The following is a 21,492-nucleotide window of genomic DNA, read 5'->3' as shown; positions in this document are numbered from 1 at the left end:
CCTGCACGCCGGTTTTCAAGACCGGTGTGATAATACTGATTATCTTGACTTTTTTATCATTTATATCCACAATGTTGCATAATTGTTGCAAACGTGGGTAAAAACAGCGATGGCAAGCCTTGTAAAGCGTAATGGACGATGGACCGCGACAGCGCGCCTTCCTGATACTTTTCAGGGACCTGCCAAGGCCAGATCGATCAATCAGACCTTCACCAAGAAGTCTGATGCTCGCCTGTGGCTTGAGTCAACAGAAGCAGCTATGCGCCTTGGCACCTGGAAAGACCCTCGCTTGACTCCAAAACAGTTTGGCCCGCTGGGCTGGCCTGACAAGCAGTTTAAAGATGCGATAGAAACCTACCGTGATGAGGTAACACCAGAAAAGAAAGGAGCGTCTCAAGAAGCCGCGATGCTCAATATGCTGGCGCGTCAGAATTTCGCGAAGAAGAAGCTGCGCGAATTGTCAGTTCCTGATTTTGCGGATTTCCGCGACGGCCGCGAAGACGAAGGCCGTAGCGCTTCCACCATCAGAAACAATTTGAATACGATCAGCGCAGTCTTTGAATGGTTGATTCATGAGAAGTCAGTTGACGTCGCAAATCCGATTGCCAGCCTGAGAAGGCGTAAGCGGGGTATTCCGCAACCAAATGGTCATCGCGAGCGCAGATTACGTCCAGGAGAAGAAACAGCCATCAATGAGGCCATTGCCGCGATTGAAGGGCCTGTTGGTCGCCAGTGGAAGGTTCTCTTCCCCCTGCTGCTTGACACAGGCATGCGCTTGGGCGAAGCCATGTCCCTTCGATGCGGATGGCTGCGGGAACAGGAAAATTTTGTCGTAATCCCTGATAGTAAGAACGGCAGCCGTCGTTACGTCGCCCTTTCCGACCGCTCCTATGAAGAGCTTATGAAACACATTGATCGGGAGTCTGATGACAGCCTTGTTTTTAGGTTTTCGGAATGGACAGCAAAGAACGTCTGGCGGAATGACATTCGTGTAACCGCCAAATGTCCCGACCTACGCATCCATGATCTACGCCACGAGGCCCTGTCATTGATGGCATCGCGAGGCGTGGACCTGAAAACCCTCATGCGCCAATCAGGTCACAAAACGGTTGCCGTCCTGATGCGGTATCTGAATCCAACGCCAGCGGAACAGCGAGCGCGACTATTTCCTTCAACGGAATCGGTTGCTGGGACGGAGACATCGGCAGCGGGTTGACATCGTCTAGCCCGACATATGATTTATTTCTCTGGCTCCGCCTTGGCGAGCCGGAGATGGCCGTAGGACAAAATCGTTGGGCGAAACGACGTCACCGAGCGGCGGGTCCCAATGTCCTGTTTTTCTGGTGCAACGAAAACCTGCCCCGGACGAGATGCGCAGCTCGGTCGGGGCGTTGGTTGAAGTGCTTCAGAAAAATCGACGTTGGGCATAGCGAGGCTACCTCTGCCTCACAATAAGAAAAGCGAGCCCGCTGGATCAGCGAGATGCCCTGCACAACCAATGAGTGCAGTGGGATTGCCACCATCCCCCTCTGTCTGCTGTATTGCTAGATTTAAGATTTCCGAGAATAGATCGGTTACATATCTCCCGTTTGAAAAAACTGTCGGACCTTCGTAGTGAAGTCCCGAAAATCTCTGTTCTCGACGGCGAGACGGCTACACATCGGCCATTCAATATCTAGCTTTTCGCGTGCGGGAACGAGGATTTCACTTTCAACGGGATTATCTTGATCCAGCCGTATGAGTCCAATCCCATGCATAGCGTACAGGATTCGCAATTCCTTAAGAGTTTCAGACCCTTCAAAATCAGCAGCAACCAAGTAGCCGAAATTTGCCCATGATGAATTAGAAACCGCTTGAAAGTATGTCTCTCGGGCGTTCGACCTGTTAATCAGGAGCTTAACTTCAAACGACCAGAGCCGTAGTTGTCGATCCCGGCTTTCCCTGACTGCTGTCACTACTTCTGAGTGAAGCCCCGTCGTCAGGTTTTCCATTCCGACAACATCTGGAAAGAGCCATTTGTTGCCCCCGGAGCCATGTGCATTCGAGGACTTTTTCTCATCAATCCTATAGCCTCGTACGCTATGTTCAGCCTCAATGAAATCAATTAACATCGGGTACAGATCGTGTTCGCTCCGCCTCGGAGTTATTTTCTCGACTAGTTTCGGTGTATCGTTTTTTGCCAAGATGTCGATGTCTACTTCAACCTGTTCAATACCCCCGGCCTCTACCTCCTCGACTTCCTGCTTCTCGGTCTTCTCTGTCCAATAATATTGGCGGGGCCGAACGCCTTCAGTCGTGCGCAATTGAGGCATATTTCGCTGCCAGCCCGGCCTGTTAGCGCCGATTTCAGCGACAATCTGGTTCAAAAGCTGCGAGTGATTCTCCAGAGATGCGCTCTTCTTCATTTTCGCCGCAGAAGCCTCTGGATATGTCTCTGTGATCCAGATTGCGATATCGCGCGCTTTATACCGCTTCCCCGGATTAGAGGACAGCAGCTCCGCTACGCGCCTTCTCAGATCAAATTTCATGTAAACCCCACCATAATACTCGGCAGATGATAGGCATAAGGGAAATCAATGCAATGAGTCTACCTCAGCATCTTTACCGTTGTTGCAGGTAACCCACGCAAATATGCTAAACTCGCGAAATCGATGACGTCCGCTTCCACCGCGTAGCCCGTCCAGACCTGCTAGACCGGTTTCAACCCATACCGGATATGCCAAATCAAAATTACAGGCATAGGTTTGAGCCGCTATTTAGCCATCCACTCCTTTCAGCCGAGTGACTTTATCGGCGCATTTGACTATCATTTCGTATGCGAAACAACAGCCGAGCAGCAAAGTGTTTGGCAACGGCGGAGTATACGATTTGACAGCATCAAAAAATGACAGCCAAAATAAAACTCCGTGGTCAAAGGGCAGGAACCCTACACGGAGTTTTTTAGGAACCATTCAATGATGCTTAACGGCCATGATCTTGTAAAGCTCCCTCAAATGCTGCGGTGATCGCGGCGCTGAATACCCCCGTATTCAGCAAACAGGGCTTTTCTACTCCCCTAACCAAAAATATTGACAAACCCACGTCTGGTCTCGCGAATTCAGTTACTGCTTGTTCGCCCGACGTCTCCAACGACAATGTTCTTGTGCGCACCCATGACGAGGTGCTGCACAACAATGCGCTCAACAGGCTCGCGGGTATTGATTTCGTGGAACGGTTACTGGCCGACGCCCAGATTGCCAAGCAATCCGAACGCATCGCCTATAAGCTGGAGAAATCCGGCTTCAATCCGTACCTGTCAGGCGAAAACACCATTTCCATGGTCGGCCTGATTTCCGGTGCCATTTTCGGCCTGTCTAAATATCGCAACGTCAACATCATTCCTGAAGTCGCCCAGCGCAATCGGCAGCCGTTGCTCCAGCAATTTGACCTGTTCCTGAAAGAGAATCCAAAAATTCGCCGCTATGCCCGTTATATGGTTGTGACGTCAGGACCTCGATTTCATCTCGATCAGTTCCCCGAGCGCCTTGCGGCCTTTAACAAGCAACTGGGCCGCTACTTCGCAATCAGCACGAATGCCGAAATCGATGTGATTTTATGCTCGATTGAATTCACGGTGGACGAAGATCGTTCCATCAATCTGCATGCCAACATTGTGTCTGCGCCACGAAAAGCATTCGGCCCGCAAGGCTGGTCAAAATGGCTCGATACGACCCGAAGCCATTTCGACGGTCAGATGCTGCACGATGCAGGACGCGTCAAGGACACCAAGGAAATTATCAAGTACGTCTGTAAGTACAACGAGATTGCGGGGCTTGACGGCACGAGCACCGCATTCATTGCAGAAACCCTGCATAAGAAGCAGATGGTCCGCCCTCTGGGCCTTTTCCGTGAATGGCGCATGAAACTCAAGGATAACGGTCAGAAGGTCCGTTTTGACAGCAAGGCCAAGTCGCTTGTCCGTTGTCAGGTCTCAAAGCGCAAGCCTGTACCGGGATCGGCGGAAGAGATTCAGGCCGACATTCTGGCGGACGCCGAAGAAGCCGAACGTCAGCAGCGTCGTGTCATGGCTGCGCGATATGAGCGCGGCAACGAGAAAGAAGAAATCGAAAATCAAATCCTCTGCAAAACGCTTCCCCAGTCGCGAGCCATGCTCTTGGCCGAGCCTTTCGTCGTGGTGAGCAATTTCAGCAGCTATCCGATGACTAGGAACGGCAGGGATGGTCTGGAAGCCATCAATGGGCGTCGCGCCTTCCATATGAAGCTGCTTGCCGAACAAGGCGTGGAGTGTGAAGACCTGGACGACGCAGGCGTCCGGTCGTCTAAACTTGACACTCTTACGATAATTCCCAGACAGTTCATTTCAGAATTTGTGCGCACCTCTCATGAGCGACGTCAGAAGCTGTTCAAGCTGCTCGGCTTTATCAGGCCGGAACACGATTTGGATGTCGTCCGTGACCGTGTAACGCAAATCCTGCAGGAACACGCTCCGAAGACGTTCCATGAATGGTCAATCGACGTCGCTGATCCCCATAAGCTGCTTGAGAAAGGCCGGGAACAGCAAGAAGCATGGGAACAGCGCCGTAAGGATGATCTTCTCCTGCTGGAAGAATACGGCATTTATCGCGAGCGTTTCGAAGAACTCACGGACGATGATCTGGACGACCTGATCCCATATGATCTGCCTGTCTCAACATTTGTTGAACAGATGCGGAATGATTACATATCTGGCGCGATGCAATGGAAATGTAACGGATAATTCCGTTACAAAAACGGCCCCTGCCGAGGCCCTCGGAGAGCCGATATCTATGAGCAGCTGAAGGCGTGAAGCGAATAGATGTAGTCGGTCACTATATCTTCCCCTTGTTTCATTCGCGCCGATGGGTGACGATTCTTGTCTAACCGTTATGACAGGAGTCTGGACCATGAATCTGCTTGAAATTCCAACCGACCAATTTCCCCTCAATCATGCCCGCTATAACCACCTCATGGATGAGCTGCGCTCGGCTGCGCGTGGCTTTGAACAATTACAGCAGCGCGGCTGGCCAAACGGCAGAGAACTGGATTCCAGACTTATGCAAATCCGCGCCGACCTTCAGGCGGTTTGGGAATTGGTTCAGGAAACCGAACGCCAGCTTGCAGCCAGCGTTGGATCGAAACTGTAACGTAAATGGGCTTCCAGTTCGCTCATATCGAAACTTATTCCCGAACAGGTGGCCGCAGCGGAAAGCTCACTATTGCGGAAATTATTTCCGAAGCGCGGCGCTCACCGGAAGCCTCGCTGCACGTTGAAAATCCTAAAAATCCCGTGACCGTCTATGGCTGCGGTTTTGATGAACTCATGCGCCGTCACGATACAATGATCGAGCAGGCCCGGGAATCGCTGGCGAATGGCAAGACGCGCGCCGTGCGCAAAGACACCTGCTCGCTGTTCACATGCGTGTTGTCACATCCAGCGACACCCGAGGAATGTCGCAATGATCCTAACGTCAAGGCTGCCGTGGAAGCGTGGGCACGGGATTCGGTGAAATGGCTGCGGCATGATCTGGAAGCGCGCGGTGGCACGCTGGAAACCGTCATCATGCACGTGGACGAGGCGCATGTGCATCTGCACGCATATGGTCTGCATTCCTGCGGCCACGCTGATCGGTTGCACCCCGGTAAGGTAGCCAAGAAAGCAGTGGTGGAAGCTGCAATTGAAAACGGGCAGGAAAAGAAGGCTGCCAATGCCATGGGTGATAAAGCCTATGTGGAAGCAATGCGTGCATGGCAGGATTCATATTCAACGAATGTCGGCCTGGTGCATGGACTGACCCGCCTTGGTCCGGCGCGACGTCGCCTTTCCCGGGCCGCATGGAAGGCAGAAAAGGCTGCAGCCAAAAGCGTGCAGCAGGCGAACGCTATGGCAGCAACAGCGATGAAGGCCGCGCAAGCAGCCGACCAAAATCGTCAGCAGCGCGAAATGGTAGCACAGAAGACCATGGCCCATGCCCGGCAGCATGCAAAAACCATTGTGCAGGATGCGCGGCATCAATCCGATAGGCTTGTTGCCAGTGCCAACGCCGAAATGCGGAAGGTCCGCTCCCTCGCCAGCAGGCTTCGCAGTTTTTGGGACGCGTTGCGCATATCCGCACTTCACAAGGCCCTTTGGAAAGAAGTGCAGCCCCTCATTGACCGGGAGCGCGAACGCGCAGCCCATACCCAGAAGCATTTGCAGAATGAAACCCGCCGCCGCATGGCTGCGGAAACAAAACTTTCCAATACCACCCAGTCAATGCAGGCCCTGGTCAGCGAACGCGATCAATTGCGCCGTCAGCGGGATCGGCTGCTCAATCCTGAGCAACAGAGTTTCGAGCCGAACAGTCCGAAAATTCGATGACCTCACCATCATGCGACACCAATCTTCGCATTCTTTGCCCTGTTTCTGTGCGTTAGAATGTTGACGGCTTGCAAAAACCGCTCTGAAACGAGCCGCCGGTGGCTTTTCCTCCCATAATTCTTCCGTTGCCGAAAATCGGGAGATAGCGATGAAAAAGACAAAACGACCTCAAAAGAGCTGCGCAGAAATTGCTCTGACTCGCGCACGTCAGGCGCGACGTCAGAAGAAGCATCCCCTCCTGATTGGCTGGATATTCATTGCAGCGCTGCTATCAATCCGTACACCTGTCATGCGGCCAGCGACGCCACAGCAATCCGATACCGATACTGATTGGCCGATATCAGATTATGAGCGCGGTTACTCCACCTCGCCGAAACCCCACCGCGAGCGCTACAACACGCAGCCATCAATTAAACGCCTGATGCGTGATCTTCGTCGCCCTGCTGCACGTGAGGATGCGATGCAATTCCTGCTGGCGCGCATTGATGACGTCGGCCTTCGTTGGTGGGTCATTGAACAAATTCGCGAAGAGAAATTTAACCGTTTGGCAGTCCACGTTCGGCCCGGGTTGGAAGACCATGCAATCATCGCACTTTGGCAATCAGAATTGAATGCAGACAATACCATCGAAGCTGACGCAATGGATGACGCGACCGCTCAAGCAGAGCTCATGAGAAAATTGAAGGAACTTTTCACTAGAACGCCGGATGACAAGGTGCGAACAAAAGTCTGACGCAGTCTACCACTCAATCTTAGTGCACCTCTATCCGTGATCACTGTAGCGAAGGGTATCATTAATACTGCTAGCCGTACTTTGTAGCTACTCACTTAGTATTTTTTACGTCTGCAGTGGACGATGTGAGCATTCAAAACAGGAAACGACTATTGTAAACTAGCACTTTAGGCAACTGACCGAGATGAAGTAAGTCATGTATTCTATCGTTTCTCATACTCCAATGGGTCTTTGAGAATTGCCAATCGATAAACGGCCATAGCCGCTGCTACCATCAAGAGAATAGAATAAACCAGCAAGAAGCAGCCCATAAATGAACCCATCAAACTGACGTAAATAAATCCATTCCGTGCGAACGGGAGACTCGGTTCTATCAATACAACAAAATCGATTAACCAAGTTCCTTGGTACAAAAAAGCCCAAGCTAAACAGCAGACTTGAACAAATATAAAGTGAAAAAAAATAGAGTTGATTGCCTCTAGATAGCTCACGCCGTGTGGAGCTTGCACTTGCCTTAAAGCGCCTTTTATTCGCCCACCCACTATGCTGAAGATTATTGCGTATGTACCGAGACTGAATCCAAGAAGGCTTGGAATAAGATTTTCTGCTTTTTCAATCCATTTAGGCTCAATCCACAACGAATAGCTTAATCCTGTGATTATTATCGCGACCCCAAAAAAAGGCGATGCGAACATAGCTCGGAAGCCACCGTAGGCACGACGATATCGATTCAGCCACTTGAACAAGGTCACCCATGGCTTAAACCACTTAATCATGATCAAGCGCCCGCGTTTCTGCGAGCCGGAATTAGAGCGAAAAAGGCCGACCGCTCGCTTTGTTCATCTGGATCGTAACGGTCGTGCAACTCCTTCGGGAAGTCTTCACTATTCAGACGAACAGCCCCCCTTTCATCTCTGCCCACCACCTCGACGGTTCCATTCTCAAGGGCGACCTGGCTGATCTTCTTAATGTCATCATCGGGTTTGATCGACCCGTTACCCTCCGACTTATAAGAAACTGAAATCTCACGGCTTCCGGTTTGCTCCAAATGTTTCTCGATATTAATTTCAAAATCATCATCAAATATATCTGTATTTGGCTTAGCGATTGTAATGTTTATTTCTTTAATTCTTTTTATAGAAAACATTTCCTTAAGAGAATATTTGTCTTGGACAATGTTTATCTTTGCCACCCCGAACTCATCAGCGATATCCGACCTTTCGGCAAAACCTCTAAAAAACCTTAGAGCCGACCCCGGTGTAATTGTTTTGCCCTTTGAATAGGTTTGAAAATAGATCTTGTGTTCTTGCACATCAAAATAGAAATAAAACGACGCAGCATTGGGAAACAGATTCTGGGGAATATGGATTTCGGAGATATCCTGTTCTGTGGCTTCAGCCATGTCAGCAGCGTTAAACCAATTCCCGTCGCCATCAAATTTAATGAATGTAGTAATGGCTCCAGTTACAATGTTATTCGCTTCCCCCGAACGGTCAATGCTGGAAATCATCCCATACCTGTCTCCATAAACTTGGGCGATTAACCGTTTCGAATAAATTGACTTTATCCATCGTTTATAGATGTCCGCTGAATGAGGATGTAACCGAACGTTTAGCGCCGACGCAGATATTTTTACTTTGCGCCCCATAACACCTTCCCCAATAACTATGCCCAAATTTCATTTACCGGGGTATTTTCGATTCCACAAATATTATTCGCTGTCCTCGCTGCACCAAATGTCGATTTGCAATTTAGCGTGTTGATAATTGTTGTCTCAGATTAGTCTTTTTAGACTCGACATATCGGCACATACAGGCCGTTCACTGTCATGATTCGCATAGCGTCTTCAGAAGCGGCGTTTGCAACAAGAAAATTGTTGCGTCATTGTTGCAGCTGTAAACAAATTTGTTGCAGGCCGATCCTGATAAGCTCGTTTTTTGTCAACTAAATTTGCATAATAATTTTAGTAAGTTATGGCGGAGGGGGTGGGATTCGAACCCACGGTACAGTCTCCTGCACGCCGGTTTTCAAGACCGGTGCCTTAAACCGCTCGGCCACCCCTCCAGGCAATTGTTTTATCTATGCTTTTCCGCATTGTGGAAAAGCAGCAAACCGAAGCAAGCTATCGATTTGCGCCCAATCGCTCAGCGAGTGACTTCTTAGCAGTTTTTCTTCTCGCGTCAACGTGCACTGTTTCATTTGCCAGCATTCTGTCCCGGCAAACGAAATTAGCAGCAGGACTTGATCTCAGGAACTTGATCCGGCCGTCCAAAATGCAACTTTCAATGCCAGCGCCATGGCCAGCGGTAGAAACCGCGCTAGATTCTCTCAAGCAGCCTCAATCGCAGATTGCCGTTCCGGCATGATTCAACACGGAGGAATCCCCATGCAACACAAAATCCAGGAAGACATGGAAGTCATCGGCGCCGATGGCGTGCATGTTGGCACAGTCGACCACATTGAAGATAACCGCATCAAGCTGAAAAAAACCGATAATTCCGGCCTGCACAGCGACCACCATCATTATATCGAACTCGGTTTTGTTGCCGACGTCGAAGGCGACAAGGTGAGACTTTCTGCCAATGCCGATGTGGCGGTAACCCTGGAGGAAGAAGCCTCAGGCCGTCCGGTCGATCTCTGAAGCCAGTCTCAATACCTGCTCATAACACGCGGCCAAAGGCTGCCGTGTTATGAGCCCCTTCCACCTCATCTGCCTTGCCCACCGTTTTTCTGCATTGTTGCAGTTCGAGACCTCGATCTGATAGAAATTTATTGTCAAAACGCCGCAAGGAAGCGACCGGGCTTGTCCTTCGCCATATTGCAGCTTAAACATGAGTATAATAATCAAAATAAAAAGATGGGAAGCTATGAGTCTGGATTCCGTAAAGGCATTTTTTGCAGCAAAAGCGCCTGAAATCGAAGTGATCGAACTGCCGACGAGCACCGCCACAGTCGTTCTTGCCGCCGAAGCCCATGGTGTTGAACCAGGGCAGATTGCCAAGACACTTTCTTTTTCGGCCAAGGACCAGACGATACTCATCGTTACGCGTGGCGATGCGCGTATCGATAATCGCAAGTTCAAGGATCAGTTTGGAACCAAGCCGCGCATGCTGGATGCCGAAACCGTTCTTGCTGAAACCAGCCATCCGGTCGGCGGTGTATGTCCATTCGGTCTGCCAAGCGCCCTGCCCGTTTACTGCGATGTATCATTGAAGAGTTTCGAGGAAGTCGTGCCTGCCGCCGGGGCGACCAACAGCGCCGTACGCATTGCTCCGCACAAAATGGCTGAATTGGTCCGCGCCGAATGGATAGACGTCTGCCAGTAAGCCGAAATGGGCTGTCGCAGCGGATCTGGGAGGAACTCGCAGTTAATTGATGCCGGTAACAACTTTTCCCCTTTAAAGGTGAGAAAAGACTTCATATATTTTAAGAATGATTCTAAAGTGGGTTAAGAAACAGATATCCGCTTTAGCGCATGATCCGATTGAGCCTTGAACCTTTCTGGATCGAAAATGCGACAAGACCAGAATTTTGGAGCAACTCCGAAACAAACCGAAACAGGGAATACGCCGCTTTCGGTTAGGAATTGCGAACTCAAGGATTGGAGCATCATCGTCCTCACTATCGAGGCATGGAATCGCTCCGAGACGTGTTGAAAGGAACAGTGATGCGTCTTACCCGCCAGACGAATTATGCCGTTCGTATGCTCATGTACTGCGCTGCCAATGACGGCAAGCTCAGCCGCATTCCGGAAATTGCGCGTGCCTACGGTGTCTCTGAACTGTTTTTGTTCAAGATTCTTCAGCCACTGGTTGAGCATAAACTCGTAGAAACTGTACGCGGCCGCAATGGCGGCGTGCGCCTCGGACGTGCCGCAAAAGACATTTCGCTGTTCGACGTCGTGCGTGTGACCGAAGAAAACTTCGCCATGGCAGAGTGCTTCGAAAATGATGCCACCGAATGCCCGCTCGTTGATAGCTGCGCGCTAAATTCAGCGCTCCGCGAAGCGCTCAATGCCTTTTTCGGCGTGCTGATGAAGTACAGCATTGCAGACCTCGTCAAGGCGCGCCCGAATGTGCGGCACTTGCTTGGTCTCGATGAAATGGAAGAAGAGCGCGTAGCGAGCTGATAGTTCACCGCAAGACCAGAAACGAAAAGGTCCGGCTTTATGCCGGACTTTTTTATTCTGCGGCTGCGCGATACGCAGATTGCGGCAATACGAAAGGAACACCCTTTTCCGGCGGAACGCCCACGCGCAACGAGCATTCATAAACACGTTCGAGCCGCTCGTCGGTCAATGCTTCGCGCGGCGTGCCCATCGCGTCGAGCTTGCCCCTGTTCATGACCGCGATACGGTCGGCAAACATGGCAGTCAGGTTGAGATCATGCAGGATGGCAATCACCCCGCCGCCTGCTGCGGCAAAATCCTTCGCAATCTCCATCACCACGATCTGGTGACGGATATCGAGACTTGAAATCGGCTCGTCCAGAAAGAGATAGCGCGCCTTCCCATCCACGACCGGTTTCCAGACCTGGCAAATAACGCGGGCAAGCTGTACCCGCTGTTGTTCTCCACCGGATAGCTCCTGATAAAGCCGCCCGCCGAAGCCAGCGAGATCAACCTTTTGCAGGGCGAGATCGGGCAGACGTTTTTCTTCATCACGAGAAACGCCGCTATAGCCGCCGGTAAGCCCGATCTTTACGATTTCGCGAACCGTGAAGGGAAACGACAAGGCGCTTGCCTGCGGAAGCACTGCCCGGCGCGCCGCCATCTGCCACGGCTTGATTTCAGCGAAGGACTGGCCATCCAGATAGGCGTTTCCTTTGTAAGCGATATCGCCGGAAAGTGCGCGCAACAGCGTGGTCTTCCCGGAACCATTCGGCCCAACGATGGCGGTCACCTCACCCGGCTTAGCCGAAAAGGCGATGTCACTGATGATGGTCTTGCCCGACAGGCTTACGCCCAATGCCTTTGTTTCAATCATGATAGCCTCAGAGATCAAGCAGGCCGCGCTGGCGCAGCAATATCCAGAGGAAGAACGGTGCGCCGAAAAGCGCGGTGATGATGCCGATCGGCAATTCTGCCGGAGCCACAATCGTGCGACTTACCGCATCCGCCAGAAGCAGAAGCGTAGCGCCCAACAGAGCTGACGCTGGCAGGAGATAACGATGGTCCGGCCCGATGCTGAGGCGCAGCATATGCGGCACAACAATGCCGATAAAGCCGATCCCGCCTGCAACGGCCACCGTTGCGCCGGTAGCAGCAGCCACCGTCACGATAGCAATGTTTTTGATGCGCTGCACCTGAATGCCAAGATGACCAGCAGCAGCCTCACCCAAAGCCAGTGCATTGAGACCACGGGCGAGCAAAGGTGAAACCACCAGAATGATGGCGATGACCGGCCCCGCAGCGCCAATCTTTGCCCAGGTAGAACCAGCAAGCGAACCGAGGCCCCAGAATGTCAGATCCCGCAACTGCCGGTCATCGGCCAGATAGATAAGCGCGCCGGTCGCAGCGCCCGCCAGGGCACCAAGTGCAATACCTGCAAGCAGCATGGTTGCAACAGATGTGCGTCCGCGACGCGTCGCGACACGATAGAGCAGCAAAGTACTGGCAAGACCGCCCAGAAATGCGGCCAGAGGCAACGCGTAGACACCGAGGATCGCAATAACGGGTGCAAGAAAAGTGCCACCCAGAACGATCATCGATACTGCGCCAAGGCCGGCACCGGCAGACACACCGACAAGCGCCGGATCGGCCAGCGGATTGCGAAACAGGCCCTGCATCACGGCCCCGGAAACGGCGAGCCCAGCCCCGATCAACATGCCCATGACGATACGCGGCAGGCGGATTTCCATGATGATCAGATGATCGCGACGAAATGCATCCGCACCTTCGGCTGCGCCGGAGGAGGTCAGAGCGCGCAGCACAGAAAGCACGGACGCATCCGAAGCACCTGCTGTCAGGCTGAACAGTGCCGCAATGCATAAAGCAACGGCGAGCAATAGGATGGTGAGCCGTGCACGAGCCGCCCGGTCCCCCGTGACATCACGTTCGGAGGTAGTGGCTTCATTATCTGAATGACGCGCTGCAAAGCGCTGTTCGCGCGCTACGCGACCTTGGCTGGTCATTTCGAATATCCCTTACAATCAGGCTTGCATGTTCTTCAAACGTGCAAGCCTGATCATGTTATTGCGCTGAGGAAGCGCCGTAGAGTTTTGCTGACAGGTCACGAATGGCAGCGCCGGTCCGCGGCCCAAATCCCAACAGATAGGTTGCTTCCATCGACACGACATTCTTGTCGCGGCCCGCCGGTGTCGCGGCAATAACGGGATTTTTCAACAGCGATTCCGGCGTCATCCCGTCCGAACCCGTATCCATCATCAGGATCATGTCGGGCGCGGCTTTCTCGACAGCTTCGTCGGTCAGCTGCTTATATCCGTGATACTCGGTGATGACGTTTTCGCCACCGGCAAGCTCGATCATGCCGTTGGCCGCCGTGCCTGTGCCAGATGCCATCATGCGCCCGCCAGGAGCCGACAGCACGAAAAGCACACGCTTGCGTGAACTGTGGCCGGACGCGGCCTTCTCAGCGGCGTCAATATCGCGCGAAACTTCGGCAGCAAGCGTCTTGGCCTTATCTTCCAGACCGAGAGCTTTGCCCACGATCTCGATTTTCTTGACGACGCCTTCGCCGGTATAAGTTTCCGGCACGACGATCATCGGCACAGATGCTTTTTTCAAAACATCCAGCGTGTCCTGCGGACCGCTGCCCTCAAGGAGCAGAATGCCGGTCGGATTGACCGAGAGCACGCCTTCGGGCGCAAGCTGGCGCATATAGCCGATATCCGGCAGCTTCTTTACGGCATCGGGATAGATACTCGTCTGGTCACGCGCGGCGAGCATCTTTTCCGCACCGAGAGCGTAGACGATTTCCGTCAGCGAGCCGCCGACGGAAACAATGCGCGACGTGTCGCCGAAATGATCGACAGTCTCGGCACCTGCAGCACCACCAGCCGCCAGCGATAATGCCACGGCAGCCAGAGCAGCTCCGCGCCTGAAGCGCAAGGAAATGAACGACATTGCCGTCACCTCATGCCGCAGACGACTGCGGCAGACGCGGAAGATTTTCCGCGATCATGCGCCAGTCGGCCAGCTCCGCTTCGCCTTCATGACGCTCGCCGAAGAACTGAACAATCAGTTCGCCATTGGCATCATAGGCCTCCAGCGATGTCACATGACCATCCTTCGTAGGCTTGCGCACCACCCAGACGTCGGCAATGTGATCGACGCGCAGGTGCATATGGAACGTCGGATCCAGTACGTTAAGCCATGGGCCCATCATCTTGATCTCGAGGATCGGACCCGTATGAATCTGGATGCAGCCACGGCTGCCGACAAAGCACATGATCGGCAGCTTTTCCTGCACAGCATGGTTCATCATAGCCTCGACCGACGACGTATCGACACGCCAGGCAAAATCATGACCGGCAAGATGCACAGCCTGATGGCGATCCACGCCGAAATCCTTCAACAAGCCGACAAACTGGTGCACATCGGTGAGAGCGCCCCAACGTTCACGGAATGCGTCGATATCGAGAAGCGATACGTCGACCTTCGGTCCTTTTGGCGCGAGAACGCTGGTTTCAATGACTGGGGACTGATCGTCCAGCAGCAAATCGTTGACGAGCGCCTCGTAGGCTTCAACGTTGGAAGCCGGACGCAGATGAATCTTGAAGACCGCCTCGCCCGTGGCGTCGAAGAACTGCAGGCTGCGGCGCGTTGCTTCGCCATCCTGCTTGGAAACCGCAAAACCGTGAACCCAATGCTTCGGGAAAATACGAAGATCGATTTCCTTGCCGAGTGCCAGCGAAGCATGTGGCCCCCAGATCGTCTTTTCAAAAGGCCCGATCTTCTCATGGACAACACTCTCATTGCGCGTCAGCGCCATGATTTCGCCGACGGCCCCAATGCGATTCAACAGCGTTTCGACATCGGCGCGAACACGCCGCGCCGAAATCGGTGCCGTTGCATCTTGTCCGCAATGCGCTGCTACGAAATCGGCTTCTGATATACCGAGGCTCTGCGCAAAATCGCGTTCACGCATTTTCGGATTATCAGCCCGTGCCTTGAGAATCTGCTCTGGGGAGGGCTTGGAATGAGTCGTCATCTGATGGTTGCCTACTTGTTTAGGATGAGCTTGCCTTGGCGGGTGATCTTGAGGCGATAGAGCGAGCCGCCGTGCTCTATGCCCACTTCCCGGGAGCCGTCGAAGAGTTCGCGACTGCCATAGGTTTTCAGTTGCGGCTCAAGTGCATTCTCGCCGAAGCGAGGTTTTATCTGAGCCGGGACAGACCCGGTTGAATCGCCGCTGAGCTGGCTTTCAGGAATGCGATTTGCAGTTCTGTCGGAAACGGGTCCGCGCGGTAACCGCACCTGCATGTCGATATGGATTCGCCTGTTCATTTTCTCGCCTCAGCATCGACTTTCCACACGGTGATGACAGCAAATTTGTTTTGTTGACATCAACAGTCATGTTTATTAATCACTGCATTACTGGAATAATCGAGTCAAGTTTAAATCTCGCTTTTTCAGCGCAAGCCCGGAAGAAACCGTCTTCCCAGCCAGCACGCGGCCTTCTCTTGAGGGGGAAGTCATAAACAATTGAATTTTCTAGTTTCTTCGTCACCCGTCGGGTCGATGAAGCGCGTCTGGTTAATGAAGGAAACATTGGAAATGCGGGCGACTGGTGGGGTTCACAAACATTCAATTCTGGCGAGCACGGGGCTTGCTGTCATTCTTGTGGCGATGACGTCACAAGCCTTTGCGCAGGAACAGAAAGCCTCTGAAGAAGAAGCTGGCGTTGCGTTGAAGACGATCACCATTCGCCGGGCGACAGAGGCGGCACCGGTCGGTAGGGTCGACCGCGAAGAGATCAATCGTTTCGGTGGCGCGAAGCTCGATGATGTGTTGCGTGGCACGGCTGGCGTGTTCACCTTGCAAAATGCGTCCAATCCGGGTGTCGCGGTCAATATTCGTGGTTTCGAAGGCTCCGGCCGCGTCAACATGATGATCGACGGCGTGCCGCAAAGCTATCGCAACACCGCGCACGATGCGCAGGGTTATGCCTATATTGACCCGAACCTGCTGTCAGAAATCGATGTGGCGCGCGGCGCCGTGACGACCGAGGGCGGCACCGGCCTTGCCGGCAGCGTCAATTTCCGCACGATCGGCGTTGATGATGTCATTCTGGATGGCAAGGACAAGGGCGTCCTCGGCCGCGCTTCCTGGGGCAGCAATGGCACCGGTTTCTCCGAAATGCTGGCAGGTGCTGCCCGCGTCAATTCCATCGGGATTGTTGCGGCCATCAGCCGTCACGATTCCAGCGATTACAAAAACGGCGACGGCGCGACTGTCGAGAAGTCCGGCGAGGAACTGACCTCCGGTCTGTTCAAGGCTGAGTTCGGTCTTGGTGAAGACCAGAAGCTGACGCTTGGCGGTGTCCTCTACAACAACCACTACGGAACATATGCCAACGGCTACCGTCCGGGAACCTATACGATCTACGATATGTTCCTGCAGAACCGCACGTTCTTCGCACAATATAACTACAACCCGTCCGACAACGATCTCATCGACCTCGACGTCAACCTCTACCACAACAGCACGCTGCAGAACTGGGTGGGCGGCAATGGCAGCTACGTCGGGCGTCAAATTTCAACAGACACCACAGGGATGACCGCCTCAAACACGTCACGATTCACCTTTGGTGATGTAGCTGTCGCGTGGAAGAACGGCTTTGAAATTAATCGCGACAATGCTGGTGGCAACATTACTGGTGTCAACCCGACAGACGCCACTTCCAATCGCAGCGCGGTCTTCTCGGAAGCGACCTGGAACTATCAAGCCTTGCAGGTCATCACCGGCCTTCGCTACGATTATTTCAAGCTTGAGAGCGAAGACAGCTCCATTTCGAACAGCGATGGCGAACTCAGCCCCAAGGTCACAGTTGCCTATAACGTGACCGACTGGCTGCAGCCTTATATTACATATGCGCATTCCATGCGTTCGCCAACCTTGCAGGAAACCTTCCTTGGTGGCGTGGCCCATGCGGGTACAACAGGTTTGCGTGGCAATCCGGATCTACGCCCTGAAAAGCAGCGCGGATGGGAGTTCGGCGTCAATATCGCACGCGACGGCATATTTACAGCAGAAGACGGCCTGCGCATCAAAGCCAACTACTACATGATGCGTGTTGAGGACTACATCACCGCCTCCAGCACGAACAGCCAGTTCATCAATGTGGATGGCATTTCCGATGTGAAAGGCTTCGAACTTGATGCCCGTTACGATGCCGGCTTCGCCTTTGGTGGCATTGCTTACACGCACTCCACCTCCGAACTCCCGGAACAGACGGCGGGCCTCGGGGCAAACCAGTATCTGCCTGAAGATGTCGTAACAGTTACGGCTGGTGCACGCTTCTTCGAACGCAAGCTTGAGAGCGGTCTGCGCGTTCAACATGTTTCGAGTGGCAGAAGCATCACAGGAAACGACACCGATCCCTATACGCTGGTGGACGTCTTCGCGAAGTACAAGTTCACTGACACGGTTGATCTTTCGCTTCAGGTGCTGAACATCACTGACAAGGAATATACTCCTGCTCTCAGCACCTATGGCTCTGGTCGCGGACGCACTTTCCTCGTCTCGACACAGTTCCAGTTCTAAACCTTTGAGAGGCGTTCTCGTCTCTCGTTCATGATCGTCGCATCTTCGAAGACCGGCCAACCTGACCGCGGCGGCCTTCTGATCCCGAGATGTGACGCGGCGAGTGCAGCCCCTACCGCTGCACTCGCCAAAAGTTATATAAAGTAGTCAGTCCCAAACCTGATGGAAAAGGATCAGCAATGTTCATAGCCATGAATCGCTTCAAGGTTCGCGTCGGCAGCGAAACCGATTTTGAGACTGTGTGGAAAAACCGAGACTCCAAATTGTCCGAACTTCCCGGTTTTGAAAGCTTTCACCTCCTGCGCGGTGCGACCAACGAAGAGGAAGGCTACACGCTTTATGCCTCGCACACGGTATGGCGCAATCGCGATGATTTTGTCGCTTGGACCAAGTCCGAACAGTTCCGCGATGCTCATCGCAATGCTGGAGACAACAAGCCGCTCTATCTCGGACCTCCGCAGTTCGAAGGCTTCAGCTCCGTTCTTGGCTCCTGACGCTCGGGAGAAACGCCTGTCCACAAGGTGCGGCGAAATAGCGCATAATGGCATGGCGGCGCCATTGGAACGCTGCCATGGCTATACTAAAATGACAATTATCGTTTAAAGATGGGTAGTTAACTCATATTTAGAATGATTCTAACTTATTGATCTTTAGAACGTTTCAAAAACATAAAAATTGACAGATTGGAGCCTCACCGGCCATAACCTGACTTAATTTGGTGGGTTTTATAAACACCACTTAAGTAATGCCTTTAATGTTCGGGCCTTTAACCCTTGCAGTTGGAGGAACCATTGACCGGTTCAGTTCGGCCTTGCGCCACAAGTGAAATAAAGCTGTCCATTTTTCAGGCCAGCAATATAGTAGAAATACGCAGTGAGCCGGTAAAGTCTCTCCATTTGGTGCTTTTTGCATCTGGTTTCTGCTTTACAGGCATGGGAGATAGTTTCTCATGCTAGTTTGCAGCTGCAACGTTATTACCGATAAAGACATTGAAGCCGTTGTTATCGAGCTTCTTGATCAGGATTGCTGGCAGCTTATCGTTCCCGGCACCGTCTATAATATCATGTCCAAGCGCGGCCGTTGCTGTGGCTGCTTCCCAAACGTCGTGGAAACGATCATAAGGGTGACTGAAGAGTATCATCTTCGTCATAACCAAATGGACGAAAACGTGGTCCAGTTCATGGATCGTGTACGTTCTCTACGCGACAAATTCGGGAGTTCATGGAATGAAAGGCGAACCAAAGGTCATCGAGCGGCTTAACGAGGCTCTGTTTCTCGAGCTCGGCGCCGTCAACCAGTATTGGCTGCACTACCGCCTGCTGAACGACTGGGGCTTCACGCGTCTTGCCAAGAAAGAGCGTGAAGAATCCATCGAAGAGATGCATCACGCTGACAAGATCATCGACCGCATCATCTTCCTCGAAGGTCACCCAAACCTGCAGACTCTCGCACCGCTGCGCATCGGCCAGAACGTCAAGGAAGTTCTGGAAGCCGATCTTGCCGGTGAATATGACGCCCGTGCTTCCTACAAGAAGTCGCGCGAGATCTGCGATGAGCTCGGCGACTACGTTTCCAAGCAGCTTTTCGACGAGCTTCTGGCGGATGAAGAAGGTCATATCGACTTCCTTGAAACCCAGCTCGACCTCCTCGCCAAGATCGGCGAAGAGCGTTACGGCCAGCTCAACGCAGCTCCGGCCGATCAGGCAGAATAAGCCAAACTCGCCAAGTAAACAAAAGCCGGGGCTTTGCGCTCCGGCTTTTTTTATCATCTCAACTTTACCGTTGCCCCTTTATCGTGATATTGCGCGCCCAATTTTCCGAAATTCGCAAGGTATCACCATGAGCGCACCGCGCGTCAGTTTCGTTTCACTCGGCTGCCCGAAGGCGCTTGTCGATTCGGAACGCATCATCACCAGCCTCCGCTCCGAGGGCTATGAAATCTCCCGGAAGCATGACGGAGCCGATCTGGTCATCGTCAATACCTGCGGCTTTCTCGATTCCGCACGTGATGAATCGCTCGATGCGATCGGCCTTGCACTCAACGAGAACGGGAAGGTCATCGTAACTGGTTGTCTTGGCGCCGAACCCGATGTCATCCGTGAGCGCCATCCGAACGTGCTGGCCATCACCGGCCCCCAGGCTTATGAAAGCGTGATGAGCGCGGTGCATGAAGCCGCCCCTCCCGCGCACGACCCCTTTGTCGATCTGGTGCCGCCACAGGGCGTGAAGCTTACCCCGCGCCACTACGCCTATCTGAAAATTTCCGAAGGCTGCTCAAACCGCTGCTCCTTCTGCATCATCCCGGCGCTGCGTGGCGATCTGGTGTCGCGCCCGATCGATCAGGTGCTGCGTGAAGCGGAAAAGCTGGTCAACGCAGGCGTGAAGGAAATCCTCGTCATCTCGCAGGATACGAGTGCCTACGGCCTCGACATCAAATATCAGGAAGCCATGTGGCAGGACCGCACGGTTCGTACCAAGTTCCTCGACCTCTCGCGCGAGCTGGGCGATATGGGCGTATGGGTGCGTATGCACTATGTATACCCCTACCCGCATGTCGACGAAGTCATTCCGCTGATGGCTGAAGGCAAGATTCTGCCTTATCTGGATATTCCTTTCCAGCACGCCTCACCGGCAGTTCTGAAAAACATGCGCCGTCCGGCACATCAGGAAAAGACCTCGCGCCGCATTCAGGCCTGGCGTGAAACCTGCCCGGATTTGGCCGTGCGTTCCACCTTTATCGTCGGCTATCCCGGCGAAACGGAAGAAGATTTCGAGATGCTTCTCGACTGGCTCGACGAAGCCAAAATCGAGCGCGCTGGCTGCTTCAAATATGAGCCGGTGAAGGGCGCGAAGGCTAATGATCTCGGCCTTGAGCAGGTTCCTGAAGAAATCAAGGAAGCGCGCTGGCATCGTTTCATGGCCAAGCAGCAGCAGATTTCGACCAATCTCCTCAAGAAGAAGGTCGGGAAGCGCCTGCCTGTCATTATCGATGAGACAAACGGCACGATTGCCAAGGGCCGTACGCGCTACGATGCTCCGGAAATCGACGGCAGCGTTCACATCCAGTCGCGCCGTCCGCTTCGCGTCGGCGACATCGTGACGGTGAAGATCGAAGCGAGCGACGCTTACGACCTGCATGGCATGGCGGTCTGATGGCGGCGGAAGTTGCCATAGCGATCAGAAAAGCCGCAGCGGCTGACGTGGCGGCGATTGTCTCCATGCTTGCAGACGACGCACTCGGTGCACAGCGCGAAGATGCGAGCCTCCCCTTGCGGGATTCTTATCGCAACGCCTTTGCAGCAATCGATGCTGATCCCAATCAGCTTCTGGCTGTCGTTGAACATGATGGCGAGATCATCGGCTGCATGCAAATCAGCTTCATACCCGGCCTGTCGCGAATGGGCATGTGGCGCGGACAGATCGAAAGTGTGCGGATTGCAAGCCACATTCGTGGCGGTGGAATAGGCCGCCAGATGATCGGGTGGGCAATCGAGCAGTGCCGTGAGCGCGGCTGTGGTCTCGTACAACTGACGACGGATAAATCGCGTTCCGACGCGCTGCGTTTCTATCAGTCGCTCGGCTTCTCGGATAGTCACGATGGCCTTAAGCTATCGCTTTAACGGGCAGATTTAATCCATTGTAAAAAAATAAAAAGGG

At 53.1% G+C, this 21,492-nt stretch carries 22 protein-coding genes and 1 tRNA gene; 14 read left to right on the top strand and 9 right to left on the bottom strand.

The annotated features are described in order from the left end of the window. Positions 1-109 precede the first annotated feature (109 nt). Positions 110-1,216 carry a tyrosine-type recombinase/integrase gene (locus HWX93_RS00405; protein WP_176036083.1) on the top strand — a complete coding sequence of 369 codons (1,107 nt, stop codon included), beginning with the start codon at positions 110-112 and terminating at the stop codon, positions 1,214-1,216. Between the two features lie 358 nt (positions 1,217-1,574). Here HWX93_RS00405 and HWX93_RS00400 read toward each other — a convergent pair whose 3' ends face one another. After that, entirely contained in the window at positions 1,575-2,528 is a 954-nt protein-coding gene (locus HWX93_RS00400) for a COG2958 family protein (RefSeq protein WP_176036082.1), read from the bottom strand. A 614-nt stretch (positions 2,529-3,142) separates the two neighbouring features. On the opposite strand from HWX93_RS00400, the gene HWX93_RS00395 reads away from it, so the two are divergent. The 4 genes from HWX93_RS00395 (at position 3,143) to HWX93_RS00380 (ending at position 7,109) form a co-directional block, all read left to right on the top strand. Further along, positions 3,143-4,756: a hypothetical protein gene (locus HWX93_RS00395; RefSeq protein ID WP_176036081.1), complete on the top strand. Its 1,614-nt coding sequence runs from the start codon at positions 3,143-3,145 to the stop codon at positions 4,754-4,756. A 166-nt stretch (positions 4,757-4,922) separates the two neighbouring features. Next, positions 4,923-5,162: a hypothetical protein gene (locus HWX93_RS00390; RefSeq protein WP_151652561.1), complete on the top strand. Its 240-nt coding sequence runs from the start codon at positions 4,923-4,925 to the stop codon at positions 5,160-5,162. Positions 5,163-5,167: 5 nt separating this feature from the next. Continuing rightward, positions 5,168-6,376 (top strand): hypothetical protein, encoded by a 1,209-nt coding sequence (locus tag HWX93_RS00385; protein WP_176036080.1) that lies wholly within the window; start codon positions 5,168-5,170, stop codon positions 6,374-6,376. Positions 6,377-6,524: 148 nt separating this feature from the next. Continuing rightward, entirely contained in the window at positions 6,525-7,109 is a 585-nt protein-coding gene (locus HWX93_RS00380; RefSeq protein ID WP_176036079.1) for a hypothetical protein, read from the top strand. 203 nt (positions 7,110-7,312) lie between these two features. Here the strand turns inward: HWX93_RS00380 and HWX93_RS00375 are convergent, their stop codons facing one another. The 3 genes from HWX93_RS00375 to HWX93_RS00365 form a co-directional block, all read right to left on the bottom strand. Then, positions 7,313-7,885: a hypothetical protein gene (locus HWX93_RS00375; RefSeq protein WP_176036078.1), complete on the bottom strand. Its 573-nt coding sequence runs from the start codon at positions 7,883-7,885 to the stop codon at positions 7,313-7,315. A 2-nt stretch (positions 7,886-7,887) separates the two neighbouring features. Then, a complete protein-coding gene (locus HWX93_RS00370) occupies positions 7,888-8,757 on the bottom strand; it encodes a DUF4747 family protein (RefSeq protein ID WP_176036077.1) in 870 nt (289 codons plus the stop codon). Positions 8,758-9,083: 326 nt separating this feature from the next. Beyond that, a tRNA-Ser gene (locus HWX93_RS00365) sits at positions 9,084-9,173 on the bottom strand. Positions 9,174-9,495: 322 nt separating this feature from the next. Between HWX93_RS00365 and HWX93_RS00360 the strand changes: the two genes are divergently transcribed. The 3 genes from HWX93_RS00360 (at position 9,496) to rirA (ending at position 11,238) form a co-directional block, all read left to right on the top strand. Next, positions 9,496-9,750 carry a DUF2171 domain-containing protein gene (locus tag HWX93_RS00360; protein WP_109986615.1) on the top strand — a complete coding sequence of 85 codons (255 nt, stop codon included), beginning with the start codon at positions 9,496-9,498 and terminating at the stop codon, positions 9,748-9,750. A 226-nt stretch (positions 9,751-9,976) separates the two neighbouring features. After that, positions 9,977-10,435: a YbaK/EbsC family protein gene (locus tag HWX93_RS00355; protein ID WP_176036076.1), complete on the top strand. Its 459-nt coding sequence runs from the start codon at positions 9,977-9,979 to the stop codon at positions 10,433-10,435. A gap of 341 nt (positions 10,436-10,776) precedes the next feature. Next, on the top strand, positions 10,777-11,238 hold the full coding sequence (gene rirA, locus HWX93_RS00350) for an iron-responsive transcriptional regulator RirA (RefSeq protein WP_176036075.1): 462 nt from the start codon (positions 10,777-10,779) through the stop codon (positions 11,236-11,238). A gap of 52 nt (positions 11,239-11,290) precedes the next feature. On the opposite strand, the gene HWX93_RS00345 is transcribed toward rirA, so the two are convergent. Genes HWX93_RS00345 through hemP form a run of 5 tightly spaced genes read right to left on the bottom strand, consistent with a single transcriptional unit; the run spans position 11,291 to position 15,450 of the window. Beyond that, positions 11,291-12,094, bottom strand: a complete 804-nt coding sequence (locus HWX93_RS00345; protein WP_176036074.1) for a heme ABC transporter ATP-binding protein — start codon at positions 12,092-12,094, stop codon at positions 11,291-11,293. Between the two features lie 7 nt (positions 12,095-12,101). Continuing rightward, on the bottom strand, positions 12,102-13,241 hold the full coding sequence (locus tag HWX93_RS00340) for a FecCD family ABC transporter permease (protein WP_176036073.1): 1,140 nt from the start codon (positions 13,239-13,241) through the stop codon (positions 12,102-12,104). A 58-nt stretch (positions 13,242-13,299) separates the two neighbouring features. After that, entirely contained in the window at positions 13,300-14,193 is an 894-nt protein-coding gene (locus tag HWX93_RS00335) for a heme/hemin ABC transporter substrate-binding protein (protein WP_176036072.1), read from the bottom strand. Positions 14,194-14,203: 10 nt separating this feature from the next. Beyond that, a complete protein-coding gene (locus tag HWX93_RS00330) occupies positions 14,204-15,280 on the bottom strand; it encodes a hemin-degrading factor (RefSeq protein ID WP_109986609.1) in 1,077 nt (358 codons plus the stop codon). Positions 15,281-15,291: 11 nt separating this feature from the next. Next, positions 15,292-15,450 (bottom strand): hemin uptake protein HemP, encoded by a 159-nt coding sequence (hemP, locus tag HWX93_RS22940; protein ID WP_306461002.1) that lies wholly within the window; start codon positions 15,448-15,450, stop codon positions 15,292-15,294. Between the two features lie 396 nt (positions 15,451-15,846). Between hemP and HWX93_RS00320 the strand changes: the two genes are divergently transcribed. From HWX93_RS00320 to HWX93_RS00295, 6 genes are all read left to right on the top strand, one after another. Continuing rightward, entirely contained in the window at positions 15,847-17,835 is a 1,989-nt protein-coding gene (locus HWX93_RS00320; protein ID WP_235969032.1) for a TonB-dependent receptor domain-containing protein, read from the top strand. Between the two features lie 179 nt (positions 17,836-18,014). Continuing rightward, positions 18,015-18,329, top strand: coding sequence for an antibiotic biosynthesis monooxygenase family protein (locus HWX93_RS00315; RefSeq protein ID WP_151557906.1), 315 nt, complete (start codon positions 18,015-18,017; stop codon positions 18,327-18,329). Positions 18,330-18,784: 455 nt separating this feature from the next. Then, positions 18,785-19,096 carry a (2Fe-2S)-binding protein gene (locus tag HWX93_RS00310; protein ID WP_109986605.1) on the top strand — a complete coding sequence of 104 codons (312 nt, stop codon included), beginning with the start codon at positions 18,785-18,787 and terminating at the stop codon, positions 19,094-19,096. Further along, on the top strand, positions 19,062-19,547 hold the full coding sequence (gene bfr / locus HWX93_RS00305) for a bacterioferritin (protein ID WP_176036070.1): 486 nt from the start codon (positions 19,062-19,064) through the stop codon (positions 19,545-19,547). Before HWX93_RS00310 ends, bfr begins: the two co-directional genes overlap by 35 nt. A gap of 127 nt (positions 19,548-19,674) precedes the next feature. Continuing rightward, a complete protein-coding gene (gene rimO, locus HWX93_RS00300) occupies positions 19,675-20,988 on the top strand; it encodes a 30S ribosomal protein S12 methylthiotransferase RimO (RefSeq protein WP_176036069.1) in 1,314 nt (437 codons plus the stop codon). After that, positions 20,988-21,455, top strand: coding sequence for a GNAT family N-acetyltransferase (locus HWX93_RS00295; RefSeq protein WP_176036068.1), 468 nt, complete (start codon positions 20,988-20,990; stop codon positions 21,453-21,455). The genes rimO and HWX93_RS00295 overlap by 1 nt, the downstream gene beginning before the upstream one ends. Positions 21,456-21,492 lie beyond the last annotated feature (37 nt).

It is taken from the genome of Brucella tritici (assembly GCF_902825325.1).
In the GTDB taxonomy this organism is placed as follows: Bacteria; Pseudomonadota; Alphaproteobacteria; order Rhizobiales; family Rhizobiaceae; genus Brucella.
The sequence above is the reverse complement of the archived record's forward strand: the minus strand, read 5'-3'. Positions and strand labels throughout refer to the sequence as shown.

Excerpts from the sequence above, each read along its gene's own strand:
- HWX93_RS00295 (WP_176036068.1), top strand. The coding sequence starts at position 20,988 with ATGGCGGCGGAAGTTGCCATAGCGATCAGAAAAGCCGCAGCGGCTGAC.
- HWX93_RS00400 (WP_176036082.1), bottom strand. The coding sequence starts at position 2,528 with ATGAAATTTGATCTGAGAAGGCGCGTAGCGGAGCTGCTGTCCTCTAAT.
- HWX93_RS00335 (WP_176036072.1), bottom strand. The coding sequence starts at position 14,193 with ATGTCGTTCATTTCCTTGCGCTTCAGGCGCGGAGCTGCTCTGGCTGCC.
- HWX93_RS00360 (WP_109986615.1), top strand. The coding sequence starts at position 9,496 with ATGCAACACAAAATCCAGGAAGACATGGAAGTCATCGGCGCCGATGGC.
- HWX93_RS00310 (WP_109986605.1), top strand. The coding sequence starts at position 18,785 with ATGCTAGTTTGCAGCTGCAACGTTATTACCGATAAAGACATTGAAGCC.
- HWX93_RS00380 (WP_176036079.1), top strand. The coding sequence starts at position 6,525 with ATGAAAAAGACAAAACGACCTCAAAAGAGCTGCGCAGAAATTGCTCTG.
- HWX93_RS00370 (WP_176036077.1), bottom strand. The coding sequence starts at position 8,757 with ATGGGGCGCAAAGTAAAAATATCTGCGTCGGCGCTAAACGTTCGGTTA.
- bfr (WP_176036070.1), top strand. The coding sequence starts at position 19,062 with ATGAAAGGCGAACCAAAGGTCATCGAGCGGCTTAACGAGGCTCTGTTT.
- rimO (WP_176036069.1), top strand. The coding sequence starts at position 19,675 with ATGAGCGCACCGCGCGTCAGTTTCGTTTCACTCGGCTGCCCGAAGGCG.
- HWX93_RS00405 (WP_176036083.1), top strand. The coding sequence starts at position 110 with ATGGCAAGCCTTGTAAAGCGTAATGGACGATGGACCGCGACAGCGCGC.
- HWX93_RS00390 (WP_151652561.1), top strand. The coding sequence starts at position 4,923 with ATGAATCTGCTTGAAATTCCAACCGACCAATTTCCCCTCAATCATGCC.
- HWX93_RS00330 (WP_109986609.1), bottom strand. The coding sequence starts at position 15,280 with ATGACGACTCATTCCAAGCCCTCCCCAGAGCAGATTCTCAAGGCACGG.
- HWX93_RS00340 (WP_176036073.1), bottom strand. The coding sequence starts at position 13,241 with ATGACCAGCCAAGGTCGCGTAGCGCGCGAACAGCGCTTTGCAGCGCGT.
- rirA (WP_176036075.1), top strand. The coding sequence starts at position 10,777 with ATGCGTCTTACCCGCCAGACGAATTATGCCGTTCGTATGCTCATGTAC.
- HWX93_RS00345 (WP_176036074.1), bottom strand. The coding sequence starts at position 12,094 with ATGATTGAAACAAAGGCATTGGGCGTAAGCCTGTCGGGCAAGACCATC.
- HWX93_RS00355 (WP_176036076.1), top strand. The coding sequence starts at position 9,977 with ATGAGTCTGGATTCCGTAAAGGCATTTTTTGCAGCAAAAGCGCCTGAA.
- HWX93_RS00320 (WP_235969032.1), top strand. The coding sequence starts at position 15,847 with ATGCGGGCGACTGGTGGGGTTCACAAACATTCAATTCTGGCGAGCACG.
- HWX93_RS00315 (WP_151557906.1), top strand. The coding sequence starts at position 18,015 with ATGTTCATAGCCATGAATCGCTTCAAGGTTCGCGTCGGCAGCGAAACC.
- HWX93_RS00375 (WP_176036078.1), bottom strand. The coding sequence starts at position 7,885 with ATGATTAAGTGGTTTAAGCCATGGGTGACCTTGTTCAAGTGGCTGAAT.
- HWX93_RS00385 (WP_176036080.1), top strand. The coding sequence starts at position 5,168 with ATGGGCTTCCAGTTCGCTCATATCGAAACTTATTCCCGAACAGGTGGC.